8 protein-coding genes are annotated in these 13,182 nt (G+C 74.1%); 6 read left to right on the top strand and 2 right to left on the bottom strand.

The features are described 5' to 3' along the window. Positions 1-52: 52 nt before the first annotated feature. Together ACIP4O_RS15190 and ACIP4O_RS15195 are read left to right on the top strand one after the other, a co-directional pair. Positions 53-1,471, top strand: coding sequence for an NAD(P)/FAD-dependent oxidoreductase (locus ACIP4O_RS15190; protein ID WP_401574881.1), 1,419 nt, complete (start codon positions 53-55; stop codon positions 1,469-1,471). Positions 1,472-1,823: 352 nt separating this feature from the next. Continuing rightward, the gene (locus tag ACIP4O_RS15195) at positions 1,824-2,306 is read left to right on the top strand and encodes a hypothetical protein (RefSeq protein ID WP_401574882.1); all 483 of its coding nucleotides are present in this window, start codon (positions 1,824-1,826) and stop codon (positions 2,304-2,306) included. Positions 2,307-2,391: 85 nt separating this feature from the next. Here the strand turns inward: ACIP4O_RS15195 and ACIP4O_RS15200 are convergent, their stop codons facing one another. Together ACIP4O_RS15200 and gabT are read right to left on the bottom strand one after the other, a co-directional pair. Further along, positions 2,392-3,303, bottom strand: a complete 912-nt coding sequence (locus ACIP4O_RS15200; RefSeq protein ID WP_401574883.1) for a phosphatase PAP2 family protein — start codon at positions 3,301-3,303, stop codon at positions 2,392-2,394. A gap of 375 nt (positions 3,304-3,678) precedes the next feature. Further along, the gene (gene gabT, locus ACIP4O_RS15205; RefSeq protein WP_361330363.1) at positions 3,679-5,013 is read right to left on the bottom strand and encodes a 4-aminobutyrate--2-oxoglutarate transaminase; all 1,335 of its coding nucleotides are present in this window, start codon (positions 5,011-5,013) and stop codon (positions 3,679-3,681) included. Between the two features lie 597 nt (positions 5,014-5,610). On the opposite strand from gabT, the gene ACIP4O_RS15210 reads away from it, so the two are divergent. The 4 genes from ACIP4O_RS15210 to ACIP4O_RS15225 all read left to right on the top strand — a co-directional run bounded on the left by ACIP4O_RS15210 (position 5,611) and on the right by ACIP4O_RS15225 (position 13,131). After that, positions 5,611-7,950 (top strand): ATP-binding protein, encoded by a 2,340-nt coding sequence (locus ACIP4O_RS15210; RefSeq protein WP_401574884.1) that lies wholly within the window; start codon positions 5,611-5,613, stop codon positions 7,948-7,950. 362 nt (positions 7,951-8,312) lie between these two features. After that, on the top strand, positions 8,313-9,980 hold the full coding sequence (locus tag ACIP4O_RS15215; protein ID WP_401574885.1) for a PucR family transcriptional regulator: 1,668 nt from the start codon (positions 8,313-8,315) through the stop codon (positions 9,978-9,980). Positions 9,981-10,378: 398 nt separating this feature from the next. After that, on the top strand, positions 10,379-11,824 hold the full coding sequence (locus ACIP4O_RS15220; RefSeq protein WP_401574886.1) for an aldehyde dehydrogenase family protein: 1,446 nt from the start codon (positions 10,379-10,381) through the stop codon (positions 11,822-11,824). Positions 11,825-12,102: 278 nt separating this feature from the next. Continuing rightward, positions 12,103-13,131 carry an acetyltransferase gene (locus ACIP4O_RS15225; RefSeq protein WP_401574888.1) on the top strand — a complete coding sequence of 343 codons (1,029 nt, stop codon included), beginning with the start codon at positions 12,103-12,105 and terminating at the stop codon, positions 13,129-13,131. Positions 13,132-13,182 lie beyond the last annotated feature (51 nt).

A 13,182-nucleotide genomic window follows, 5' to 3' on the forward strand; every position in this document is an offset into this window, starting at 1 on the left:
GTACCGAACGCGTTCCGCACCGCGCGGAGCGCCACCGTAGGGAGTTGACATCATGGCCGCGAGCGCCATGAGCAGCAGATGGACCACCGCCCTCGCCGACGCCCGTCCCGGCGCCTACTGGCTCGACGACCCCGGACGCCCCGAGCCCCTGCCGGCCCTCGTGGGCGACACCCGTTGCGACCTCCTCGTCGTCGGCGGCGGGTACAGCGGTCTGTGGACCGCTTTGCGGGCGAAGGAACGCGACCCCGGACGCGACGTGGTCCTGGTGGAGGCGAAGACGGTCGGGTGGGCGGCCTCCGGGCGCAACGGCGGTTTCTGCGCGGCGTCCCTCACCCACGGTCTCCCCAACGGCCTCGACCGCTGGCCGGACGAGATCGGCGCCCTGGAGGCGCTGGGTCGCCGCAACCTCGACGACATCGAGGCCACCGTCGCCCGCTACGGCATCGACTGCGAGTTCGAGCGCACCGGCGAGATCGACATCGCGACGCGGCCGCACCAAGTCGAGGAACTCGCTGAGCTGCACGAGACGGCGCGTGCGCACGGCTTCGACGACTACGAACTCCTCGACGAGACAGCACTGCGCGCCGAGGTCGACTCGCCGACCTTCCTCGCGGGCCTCCAAGACACCCGCGGCGTCGCCCTGCTGCATCCCGCCCGCCTCGCGTGGGGGCTGCGCCGCGCGTGCCTCGACCTGGGCGTCCGCGTCCACGAGCACACCCCCGGCCTCGCCCTCGCACGCGACGGCGGCCGAATGGCGCTGCGCACGCCGTACGGACGCGTCTTCGCGCGCGACGTCGCCCTCGGCACCAACGTCTTCCCCTCGCTCGTGCGCCGTCTGCGCCCGTACACGGTGCCGGTGTACGACTACGCGCTCATGACCGAGCCGCTCAGCACCGAGCAGCGCGACGCGATCGGCTGGCGCCACCGCCAAGGGCTCGGTGACAGCGCCAACCAGTTCCACTACTTCCGGCTCACCTCGGACAACCGCGTCCTGTGGGGCGGGTACGACGCGATCTACCGCTTCGGCGGCACGGTGCGTGCCGAGTACGACGACCGGCCCGCGACGTACGAGAAGCTGGCGGAGCACTTCTTCACCTGCTTCCCGCAGCTCGAAGGGCTTCGCTTCACGCACGCGTGGGGCGGCGCGATCGACACCTGTACGCGGTTCTCGGCCTTCTTCGGCACGGCGCACCGCGGGCGCGTCGCGTACGCCGCCGGCTTCACCGGGCTCGGTGTGGGGGCGACGCGTTTCGGCGCCGACGTCATGCTGGACCTCCTCGACGGGGCAGAGACGGAGCGGAGCGCGCTCCGGATGGTGCGCACGAAACCCCTGCCCTTCCCGCCCGAGCCGTTCGCCTGGACGGGGATCGAGCTGACGCGACGTTCGCTCGCGCGCGCTGACGACCACGGCGGGCGACGGAACCTGTGGCTGCGCGCGATGGACCGGATGGGGCTCGGGTTCGACAGCTGAGGCGGGCGGGGACGGGGGCGCGCCGCTGCGTCGGGGCGTGGTGTCGCGGGGCGGCGTGGGGCCGCGACGCGCGCGACGTCGCCTGGGCACGGCGTGACGTCGCGCGGCATGTGTCGCGTGACGGGGAGGACGTGGGGGGAGCGGGCAGCGGCGACGTCGCGTGGAATCGGGCGACGTCGCCTCGCCGCGTCGCCACGTCACGTCGCCTGGCCGCGTCGCCTCGCCACATCGCGCGCCGTGCTGTGACGTGTTTCACCGCTGCGGCGTCTCCGACTCGCGTAATGCCCGCCTCGGCGAGCGGTCTCTCTAGCGAGGCGTGCGCCGTGCGCGCCTCGCGACAGGAGGCAGCGTGATGACGGAATCCCAGGAGCCCCCCGAGGCGGATGAGAGGCCCACCCCGTTGGCATGGTTGGCGCGTGCCGCGCCCGATCCGGCTGACTGTCTGCGGCGGTGGGAGCGTGATCCGCGGGGGACCACGCTGCTGGCGGCGGGCCGCGTCTGGGACGTCCTGGTCCTCCCGGGATCTCTCGGAAGCGCGACGTTGGAGATTCTCGGAGGGCTGGTCGAGCGTCCCGGGCCCGTCCTCGCGGACGCCGTGCGGGACCGCCTGGGCTTCCTCGTACCGGTGGGTACCGCCGCTCAGTGGGTGGGCGGCGGGGTGCGGTGCGTGGGGCGCGGCACGTGGCTGGTGGTGCCGCGTCCCGGGGAGACGGCGGACGGCATCAGATGGACCGTTCCGCCGGACGGATCGGGAGTCCTCACCGACGCGGCACAGCTCGAACTCGCGCTGCACGAGGCCGCGGCATGCCGCGACGAGGAGGGACGGGCCGAGTAACCGCGTGGCGTGCGGCGAGGGGCGACGCCGCGTGGTGCCGGGGATACGTCGTGGGGGTCGGGGCACGTCGCGGGGGGGGGGGGGGCTACGCGACGTCGCCGCGTTCCGGATCGTCCGCGCGACGTTCCCGCTGCCGTCGAGCCCTGCCGTCCCGGACCGGGGTCCGCGGCCGCTCCCGCGCCCGTACGAGAACCACTGCCGCGACCTGCAGCACCGCGCCCCCCAGGCACCAGCTCGCCGCGACATCCAGGGGCCAGTGGTAGCCCTGCCGCACCAGTCCGTAGCTCACGCACAGGACGAGCAGCAGCCACGTCGCGGCGAGAGCGCGCCGTACGTCGCGCCGGTGCGGCGGGACGGGCCCCGCGAAGAGCAGCAGAAGGGCGACGCCGTACGCGACGGTCGCGGTCGCCGTATGGCCTGACGGGTAGTAGCCGAGACCCTCGGCGGAGGGCTGGCCCGGGCGGTCGAAGATCTCTTTGAGAGGGAGCACGAGCGCTGGGACGACGAGGATCGCGGTCAGAGCCGTGAGCGCCGGCCACCACGCGACGCGCCCCGTGTCGCGACGTACCCACCACGTGACTGCGGCGGCGCAGAGGGCGAGCGCCGGTACGGCGACCGCCGTGTTGCCCAGGTCGGAGAAGAACTCGGCGAGGGGATGCGGCAGGCCGACGCTGTCGTGGAGTCGTACCCCGAGGCGCTCGTCGAGGCGACGCAGGGGACCGTGGACGACGAGCTGCCAGGTGAGAAGGGCGAAGACGACAGCGCAGAGGGAGAGGACGACAGCCGGACGCCCCGGGACCGGGGGGCTGGTTCCGGGGCGTCCGGGAGGACCGGGAAACCGCGCGCCCCGGGGGGTGTGGGGCGGGCGGCCGTCCGATCGGTGAGGATGTCCGGGACCTGGGGCCCCGATGTGCGCGAAGGCACGGCCGGTACGCGACTGGGGAGGCCACGCGACGGCACCACCCGCGGTCTCCCGCGGGCGGGGTGTTTCGTTCATCTGCTGAGAACCTACGGCAGGGAACGACGGCCGGGACAGGGACCGACCCATCCCGCCATCGCCCTCGCACACCTTCTTCACAAGCCTGGTCACGTCCTCACGATGCCTGACGGAGCGGGCACGGGCGAGCGCGACGGGCGGGGGCGGGGCAGCACGTCGCGTGCCGGGGGCGTGGCGAGGTCGCGCGGTCGGAGGCCGCGACGCCGCGTCGCCACGCGACGTTCCGCCGTGATGCCACGTCCCCGGCGTGACGCGACGCGACGTAGCGACGTGATGCCGCGTCCCAGGCGCGACGCGACGTAGCGACGTCGCGGGCGGCGACGTCCCCCGGCATCCGCCACGCGTCGTCGCCGCCCGCCGCCGCGCCGTCCCCGCTCAGACCGACGCCGCCAGCGCCTGCTCGAAGACGTCGAGCGCGTCGTTGAGGAGGTCCTCGCCGATGACCAGCGGCGGCAGGAAGCGGACGACGTTGCCGTACGTGCCGCAGGTGAGGACGAGGACGCCCGCGGCGTGGCACGCCTTCGCGACGGCCCCGGTGGTCTCCGGGTCCGGCTCCTTGCCACCCGGCTTGACGAACTCGGCCGCGATCATCCCGCCGCGCCCGCGCACGTCGCCGATGACCTCGTACTTCTCCTGAAGCGCGACGAGCCGGCCCTTCATGATCTCCTCGATGCGCTTCGCCTTCGCGTTGAGATCGAGTTCCTTCATGGTCTCGATGGCGCCGAGCGCCGCGGCGCACGCGACGGGGTTGCCGCCGTACGTACCGCCGAGGCCGCCGGAGTGCGCGGCGTCCATGATCTCGGCGCGCCCCGTCACGGCGGAGAGCGGCAGGCCGCCGGCGATGCCCTTGGCGGTCGTGATGAGGTCGGGGACGATGCCCTCGTCCTCGCACGCGAACCACTGGCCGGTACGGCAGAAACCGGACTGGATCTCGTCCGCGACGAAGACGATGCCGTTCGCCGTCGCGAACTCGCGCAGCGCCGGCAGGAAGCCCTTCGCCGGCTCGATGAAGCCGCCCTCGCCGAGCACCGGCTCGATGATGACGGCGGCGACGTTGTGGGCGCCGATCTGCTTCGTGATCTGGTCGATCGCCTGTGCGGCGGCTTCGGGGCCGGCGTTCTCTGGACCGGTCGGCCAGCGGTACGCGTACGCGACGGGCACGCGGTAGACCTCGGGAGCGAAGGGGCCGAAGCCCTCCTTGTACGGCATGTTCTTGGCGGTCAGCGCCATCGTGAGGTTGGTCCGGCCGTGGTAGCCGTGGTCGAAGACGACGACCGCCTGGCGCTTCGTGTACGAGCGGGCGATCTTGACGGCGTTCTCGACGGCCTCGGCGCCCGAGTTGAAGAGCGCGGACTTCTTCGCGTGATCGCCGGGGGTGAGCTCGGCGAGCTGCTCGGCGACGGCGACGTAGCCCTCGTACGGCGTCACCATGAAGCACGTGTGCGTGAAGTCGGCGAGCTGCGCGCTCGCGCGACGTACGACCGCCTCGGCGCTCGCCCCCACGGTGGTCACGGCGATGCCGGAGCCGAGGTCGATGAAGCGGTTGCCGTCGACGTCCTCCAGGATGCCGCCCTCGGCGCGCGCCGCGAACACGGGCAACGTCGAGCCGACGCCGGCCGCGACGGTGGCGGCGCGGCGGGCCTGGATTTCCTGCGACTTCGGGCCGGGGATGGCCGTGACGACGCGGCGCTCCTGCGGAATGGCGCTCATGAGGGCTCCTGAGGTCCTTGGTTGTCCGTGATCCGGGTGGTGCTGACCCGGCTGCCCGGTTCCGGGGCGTGGACGCGTGACGTTCGCCTGTCGGGCCGGGGATGAGGCGCTCCGTCGCCGACGGTGCTTCCGCTCGTCGCCGGGGCCTGTTCGCAGGCTAGGGGGCGCGGGGGCGGGACGGGATGCGCCGTTCGGGAGAAGTGGGACGTGTCGGTTGTCCTTCGTGGAGCAGGGGATGGGGGTGGGCGCTCGGGCCGGGACGGGACGAGACGTCGCGTGGGTGTGCGGCCGGGCTGGGCGGAGGTGCGCGCTACGTCGCGTGGATCGCGCGGCGTGTTGCTGCGCGGCCGGCGCCCCGTGGGCAGGGGACGTCGCGTCGTGGAGGCGGTGCGCGCGGGGGCGCCGCGCGCGGCGTCGGTGCGCCGCACGTCGCGGCGCGACGGGGCTCCGCGTCGGTCTGTCGCCCGGCCGAAATTCGGGTACAACTCGTGTGCGTCGTCCCCGGCGGCGCGTGGGGACACTAGATTGAGCCGCGATCGATGATCGACCCGCGCCGCGCGAGACGGTACGACGGACCGGCAGGTCAGGGGGCTGGGCATGGACAGGGACGGTACGTACGGATCGCGGGCACCTGGGAACGGTCCCGCGCCCGGAGGCCCACCGGCCGGTTCCGTGCCGCCACCGATGCCGCCCGTTCCCGATGGCCCGCCAGGGGCCACGGGGGTACCTGACGCGCGTCAGGGCGGCGCGGTGCCTCCCGTACCGCCACGCCCCGCCGGGCCGCCGCCCGGCGCGACAGCGCCCCCGCCGCCCGCCGCGCCAGTCCCGCCTCCGCCGCGCGGACGCCCTGCCGCCTACGGCGCGCAGGTGCCGCCGCCCACGCCGGGGTGGGGGCCGGGGGTGTCTCCCGGAGGGGGCACCCCGGAGCGGCCTCCTGGGGCGGACTTCCTCGACTGGCTCCGTACGCCGCGACCGCCGGCCCTCCCCGGCATCTGGCGCTTCGGCCACCGCCCGCGGCCCGAGGTCGAACCGGAGCGGACTCCTGGGCGGCAACTCGTCAGCGGCGCGTTGATCGCTTTGCTGGTGGGGTGGCTGTTCTGGTCGCTGTTGTACAACGGCTATCTGTGGGGCAACTGGTGGCAGGCGCCACTGACGGTGCTGATCAAAACGACCCCTCTCGATTCGCAATCGACCGGCGCCGCCTACGTCTCGTGGGCCTACATCGTCCTTGTCGCCGCCTTGGTCACGGTGATGGTCGCCCGGCTGGGCCGCTGGCCCGAGCTCTGGCGCCGCTACAGCCCCTGGTCCCGCACCCGGCGTGAAGCCGACAGCGCCGCGTCCCCGCCCCCCGCGCCCACCCCCGAGGAAGACCCCGCCCAGTGGCCCGAGCTGCGCGCGGCCGGTGAGCACGCGGTGGCCGACAGGCTCGCGGACGAGGCGTACGCGGGCCGGCTGCGCGACGTCGACCACGCGCGGCTCGTACGGGCCTGGCGCTCCGTGCAGTCCGGACAGCTGCCCGTCGAGGCGTTCCGGCGCGACGTCCTGCGCGACGGCGCCGCGGCGTTCCCGCACCCGTCGGGCCGCCGCGATCTCCCCGCGCGATCCGTGCCGCACGACCTCGCCACGGGGCAGGTCCGCCTGGGCGCGACCCTGGACGACGCGCGCAACTCCTACGCGTACCGCACCGCCGGTTTCGCGCTCGGCTCGGAACTCCTCGCGACGTCCCTCGTCGCCGTCGGCCCCGCGGGCTCGGGCAAGACCGCCACCGTGGTCTGCCCCGTCGCCGAGGCGCTGTGCCTGCAGGCCCTGGCGGGCCGTGCCGCGGTCGTCGTGGTCGGGGCGGAGGGAGCGGGGCTCGGAACCGCTGACAACTACGACATCGTCATCCGCCTCGGCCACCCCGACTCCGTCTACGACCTCGACCTCTACGGCGGCACCCACGACGCGGAGGAAGCCGCGACGTTCCTCGCCGAAGCCCTGGTCGGCGATCTTCCGCAGGCGTCCAGCTCGGGGCGACGCCCCAGCACCGTCCTCGCCCAGGTGCTGGGCCCCTTCCGCGCCGTCCACGGGCGGTTCCCGTCCGTACCGGAACTGCGCCTCCTCCTCGACGGTTCCCCGAAGCACCTCGCCGCGCTACGGGCCGCTCTCGCCGCGGCGGGGCACAGTGCCCTCCTGCGCGACGTGGAGTCGCGCGAGCGCCAGGCCGGTCAGCCCGGCGACGCGGCGCCGTTGCTCGTCGACCGCCTCGCGCTGCTCGACCGTCCCGCCTTCGCCGACTTCTTCGACACCTCGGGCGAGGGCGCGCCCTTCTCCTTCCGCGCCCTCGACCATCCGGTACGCGTGCGGATCGAGCTTCCGGCACGGGGCCACTCCGACGCCGCGCGCGTCCTGGCGCGGCTGGTGCTTGCCCAGTTCACGGCGAGTGTGCTGGTACGCCGCGACGTCTCGCTCTTCGCGTGCCTCGCGCTGGACGACGCGGCCGGCGTCGTGACGGCCGAGTCCGTACGCGGCATCCAGTCGCTGCGCTCCGCCCACGCGGGCGTGCTCCTCGCGCTGCGCACGCTCGACGACGTACCGCAGGAGCTGCGTGGTCCGCTCCTCGGCGCCGCCGGGTGCCGTATGGCGCTCGCGGGGGTCGCGCCCAGGGACGGGCAGGACTTCGCCGCGGCGTGGGGCACCGAGTGGCGTGAGATCCGCGATGTCACGGACCGGCAGATCGTCGCTGACGAACCCCTCACCAAGGTCAGCCACTTCCTGCGGAAGGCCATCACCGGCAAGGCGCCGACCGCGCAATCCGTCACCGTGCGGCAGGTGGAGCGCGAGCGCTGGTCGGCGTCGGAGCTCGCCCACGCCCTGCCGCCGGGGCACGCCGTCGTCTCCCTCACTACGGTGCGGGGCGAGCACGCCCCGCCCCTCCTGGTCGACCTGCGCCACTGACGACGCGCGGCGGGCGGGCCGAGGCCTGAGGACTTGACGCGACGTATGCCGCGGGGCGTACCACGCGACGTATGCCGTGGCGCACCACGCGACGCACGTACGCGACCACGCGACGCGAGCCGCACGCGACGTACGACCGAGCGTCGCGCCACGTCCCGCTGCGTACCGTGCGCCCGCCGACGCCGCACCGCCGACGCCGCCCCGCCCCGGCGCGCCGTCCCCACCTCCGCGCTCCCGCACCCCCGTCCCACCCCCAGACGCCATGCATACAGTGAGGCAGACTTGGAAGCGTCGCTCATACGCGACGGCCAAGAACCCAGCAGCACGTTCGTGCGTGCCCCGCGCGACGCCCGGAAGGTCTCATGCCGCCCACGCTCGCCTCACTCGTCCAACACTCCGCGCTCAAGCTCAGCGTGCTGGCCGGAGCGGACCGCCTGGACACCCCTGTCCGCTGGGCGCATGTGAGCGAGCTGATCGATCCGGTGCCGTACATGAACGGGGGAGAGCTGCTTCTGACTACCGCGCTCACCCTCGACGCCCGGAACCCCGAGGAGGTCCGCCCCTACGTCCGGCGCCTGGCGCGCGCGGGCGTCGCGGGGCTCGGCTTCGGCAGGGGCGTGAACTACGAGGAGGTGCCCGCCGCGCTCGTGGCGGCGGCCGAGGCGGAGTCGCTGCCGCTGCTCGAAGTGCCGCGACGTACCCCCTTCCTGGCGATCACGAAGGCGGTCTCGGCGGCGATCGCGGCCGAGCAGTACCGCGCCGTCACCGCGGGCTTCGCCGCGCAGCGCGAACTCACGCGGCAGGTACTCGGTGAGGGCCCCGAGGGCCTCATCGCCGCGCTCGCCGCGCAGCTCAACGGCTGGGCCGCCGTCTACGACGCGTCGGGCGCCGTCGTCGCCGCCGCGCCCGAGTGGGCCGCGCGACGTGCCGCCCGCCTCACGCCCGACGTACGCCTCCTGCGTGACCGCCCCGCGCCCGCGAGCGCGGTCGTGGCCGCGGCGGAGGACCGGGTCGAGCTGCACTCCCTCGGCGCGGCACGCCACCCCCGCGCGGCCCTCGCCGTCGGCACCGAGGGCACGCTCGGCACGGCGGAGCGCTACTCGGTGCACGCCGCGATCTCCCTGCTCACCCTCACCATGGAGCGCTCCCGCGCCTTCCAGGCCGCCGAGCAGCGCATCGGCGCCGCCGTACTCGGAATGCTGCTCGCCGGTGAGTCGGGCCACGCGCGCGCCGCGGCGGGGGACTTGTACGGCGCGCTGCTCGACGCGCCGTTCCGCCTCGTCATCGTCGCGGGGACGTCGCCCACGTCGCGGCCGCGGGCGACGTCCCCGGCTACCGCCGCCGAAACAGGCTCCGCCTCCACCGAGGGCAGCGCGCCGCCCGAACCCGCGGCGGACCCCTGTGCGGCCATGGTGGAGCTCGTCGAAACCGCCGCCGCTCGCGCCGGTGAGCCCGTCCTCGTCGTACGCGAGGGCGACCGCCTCGTCCTCCTCGCCGTCGACCAGGGCGCCGTCGCCGACGCCTGCGCGACGTACGCCGGGGAAGCGGACCGTGCCCGCGACGCCGGGGCGACGCCGCAGCCCACCGCCGACAGCGCTCTCGTCATGGGCCTCTCCGCCCCCTCGGGCCCCGTGGCCGCCGCGACCGCGTACAAGCAGGCCGAACAGGCCCTGTCCGTGGCGCGACGTCGCGGCCGGACACTGGTCGAGCACGAGGACGTCGCGGCCGGCTCCGTGCTTCCGCTGCTCGCCGACGACGCGGTACGCGCCTTCGCGGACGGTCTCCTGCGCGCGCTCCACGACCACGACGCGACGGGGCGCGGCAACCTCGTCGCCTCCCTGCGCGCATGGCTGGGCCACCACGGCCAGTGGGACGCCGCGGCGGCCGAGCTGGGCGTCCACCGCCACACCCTCCGCTACCGCATGCGCCGCGTCGAGGAGATCCTGGGACGCTCCCTCGACGACCCAGATGTACGGATGGAACTCTGGCTCGCACTCAAGGCGACCACCACGCCCGGCGGCGCCGCCTGACGGACACGGCGGTACGGGGCGACGTCGCGTCCTACGTCGCGTGAAACCGGACACATGCCGCGCCCCCCGCACGCGACGTACACAAGCGACGTACACACGCGACGCCGCGCGCCGCGCGAGGGCCCGACGCCGCGCCGTGCGCGTACACGTCGCGCCCCCCGCCGCCCCGTAAGCCCTCACGTCGCGCGCCCCCGTCGTCGCCCCGTCGGCTCCGCCTCCCCCCGTACGGCTATCGCCAATACGGCGCGTCCCGCTGCCCGGCCGCTACGCGACGGACAAACGACGCGGCGCGACGCGGCCCTTACGGTGGGCCTGCTGAGGCGTACCGCCTCGCGCGACGCCGCGCCACGCGACGTACGCACACCCACCACTGCACTGCGGAAGGGCCGGGACTCGCGATGACTTCCACCCATGCCTTCTGGCTCGCCGGCCGCCAGGCCACGGGCGAGACCACGTTCGTCGTCACCTCGCCGTGGGACGGCCGCCTCGTCGGGAAGGTCGGCATCCCCACCGAGGCGCAGGTCGAGGAGGCGGTCGCCGCCGCGTACGCGGTGCGTGAGGAGTTCGCCGCGAGCCCCGCCCACGTACGCGCCGCCGCGCTCGACCATGTCGCGAAGCGGCTCACCGAGCGCACCGAGGAGATCGCGCGGCTCATCTCCGCCGAGAACGGCAAGCCCATCAAGTGGGCACGTGGGGAGGTCGGCCGCGCCGTCTCCGTCTTCCGCTTCGCGAGCGAGGAAGCCCGGCGCTTCAACGGCGGCGAGGGTCTTCGGCTCGACACCGACGCGGGCGGCGAGGGACGCATCGGGCTCACGCGGCGTTTCCCGCGCGGCGTCGTCCTCGGCATCGCGCCGTTCAACTTCCCGCTCAACCTGTGCGCCCACAAGGTCGCCCCCGCCCTCGCGGCCGGCGTGCCGATCATCCTCAAGCCGGCCCCCGCGACGCCTCTCTCCGCCCTGGTCCTCGGCGAGATCCTCGCCGAGACGACACTGCCCGCCGGCAGTTGGTCCGTCCTGACCGTCGAGAACGACCGCATGCCCGCCCTGGTCCAGGACGAGCGGCTCCCGGTGATCTCGTTCACGGGCTCGGAGAAGGTCGGCTACGCGATCATGGACTCCGTTCCCCGCAAGCACTGCACACTGGAACTCGGTGGCAACGGCGCGGCCGTCGTCCTCGCGGACTACGCCTCGGACGCCGACCTCGACTGGGCCGCGAGCCGCATCGCGACGTTCTCGAACTACCAGGGCGGCCAGTCCTGCATCTCCGTGCAGCGCGTCATCGCGGACGCCGCCGTCTACGACCGCCTGGTCGACCGCGTCGTCAAGGCCGTCGAGGCCCAGGTGACGGGGGACCCCTCCGACCCGGCGACCGAGGTCGGCCCGCTCGTCAGCGAGGACGCCGCGCGGCGCGTCGAGTCCTGGGTCGACGAGGCGGTCGCCGCCGGCGCGACGCTTCTGACCGGCGGCGAGCGCGACGGCGCGACGTACGCCCCCACCGTCCTCGCCGACCTCCCGGCCGGTACGACCCTCGCGCGCGAGGAGGTCTTCGGCCCCGTCCTGTCCCTGATCAAGGTGAACGGCGAGGACGAGGCGTACGCCGCGGTCAACGACTCGAAGTACGGTCTCCAGGCCGGCGTCTTCACGCACGACGTGCAGGCCGCGTTCCGCGCCCACCGCGCCCTGGAGGTCGGCGGTGTGATCATCGGCGACGCGCCCTCCTACCGCGCCGACCAGATGCCGTACGGCGGCACCAAGCTCTCCGGCGTCGGGCGCGAAGGCGTCCGCTCGGCGATGGAGGACTACACCTACGAGCGGATCATGGTCTTCACGGGCGTCCAGCTCTGAACCGTCCGGACCGTAGACCCGACCCGTACACCCCGGCACTCCGACCCGCGAGGACGCGGCGTCCACGCGACCGACCATGGCGCGGGCGCCGCGTCGTGACGGGGCCGTGCCGCCACGTCGCGTCGACGTCGCGCGCGGCCACGGTGTCACGCCGCGACGCCGCGACGTGGCATGTGCCACGTCGCGTGTGAGCTGGGAAAACGCCGCGACGTCGCGGCGGCCCCGCGTGCCGGCTAAACCCTTTGACCAGGACCCCGCCGCGCGCCATGGTCACCCCCATGAGCAACGCACCGACACCGCGTCCCACCCCCTCGCCCGACGAGTCTTTCCTCGCGGACGAGGAACTCCGCCGCACCCTCCTCGCCGCCTACGACACGCAACTGCGGGGCGAGAACGAGTTCGCCGACCCGCGCGCACGCGTCGAGCGCGACGGGCCCCTCGTGCGCTTCACCGGCATCGAAACCGGCTACATCACCGGGCCGAGGGACCTCGGCGTGGAGGGCGACGCTCTGGACGCGCTGATCGCCAGGCAACGCGACAGGTACGCCGAGTTGGGCATCGAGACCGAGTGGAAGACGCGTGGCCACGACGCCCAGAAGGATCTGCCGGAGCGGCTCTGCGCGGCGGGCTTCGTCCCCGACGAGCCCGAAACCGTTTTCGTCGGCCGCACGGAGGACCTCGCCCGGCTCGAACCCCGCCTGCCGGACGGCCTCAGGATGCGGAGCGCGACGTCGCTCGCCGACCTCCGCGGCATCGACGCCATGAACGAGGAGGTCTGGGGCGAGTCCCGTCCCCGCGCCGACGAACTCCACCGCATCCTGACCACGTCGCCCGAGAACATGACCGTCCTCCTCGTCGAGCCCGACCCGGATGCCGCGCCCGCGGTCACGTCGCGTACGACGCGCCCCCAGACACCAGACGCCGCGTCCGACGCAGCCTCCCGCGCCGCGCCCGACATCGCCCCCGCCCCGTACGCCGCCCTGCGCGACGTCCCTGCCCCCGCCACGCGGGCCGCCGAGCCCGCGACCACCCCCGCACCGCTTTCCACCCCCCTCCACGCCGCCCGTATCGAATTCGTCCCGGGCACCGACTTCGCCGGGCTCTGGGGCGGCTCCACGCTCGCCGCGTGGCGTGGGCGCGGCCTGTACCGCGCGACGGTCGCGGCACGTGCCCGGACCGCCGCCGCGCGCGGCGTCCGGTACCTCCAGGTGGACGCGAGTGCCGACAGCGCGCCCATCCTGCGCCGCCTCGGCTTCCTGGAGCTCACGACCACGACGCCCTACATCTGGACGCCGCCCGCCGGGTGACTTCCGGGACTCGCTGTCCTCTCGCACAGGTCTTATGGCGAGAATGGGGGG

It is taken from the genome of Streptomyces sp. NPDC088923, assembly GCF_044749745.1.
Lineage (GTDB): Bacteria > Actinomycetota > Actinomycetes > Streptomycetales > Streptomycetaceae > Streptomyces.

Coding starts and splice junctions, on each gene's coding strand:
- ACIP4O_RS15210 (WP_401574884.1), top strand. CDS start 5,611: ATGGACAGGGACGGTACGTACGGATCGCGGGCACCTGGGAACGGTCCC.
- ACIP4O_RS15225 (WP_401574888.1), top strand. CDS start 12,103: ATGAGCAACGCACCGACACCGCGTCCCACCCCCTCGCCCGACGAGTCT.
- ACIP4O_RS15215 (WP_401574885.1), top strand. CDS start 8,313: ATGCCGCCCACGCTCGCCTCACTCGTCCAACACTCCGCGCTCAAGCTC.
- ACIP4O_RS15190 (WP_401574881.1), top strand. CDS start 53: ATGGCCGCGAGCGCCATGAGCAGCAGATGGACCACCGCCCTCGCCGAC.
- gabT (WP_361330363.1), bottom strand. CDS start 5,013: ATGAGCGCCATTCCGCAGGAGCGCCGCGTCGTCACGGCCATCCCCGGC.
- ACIP4O_RS15200 (WP_401574883.1), bottom strand. CDS start 3,303: ATGAACGAAACACCCCGCCCGCGGGAGACCGCGGGTGGTGCCGTCGCG.
- ACIP4O_RS15220 (WP_401574886.1), top strand. CDS start 10,379: ATGACTTCCACCCATGCCTTCTGGCTCGCCGGCCGCCAGGCCACGGGC.
- ACIP4O_RS15195 (WP_401574882.1), top strand. CDS start 1,824: ATGACGGAATCCCAGGAGCCCCCCGAGGCGGATGAGAGGCCCACCCCG.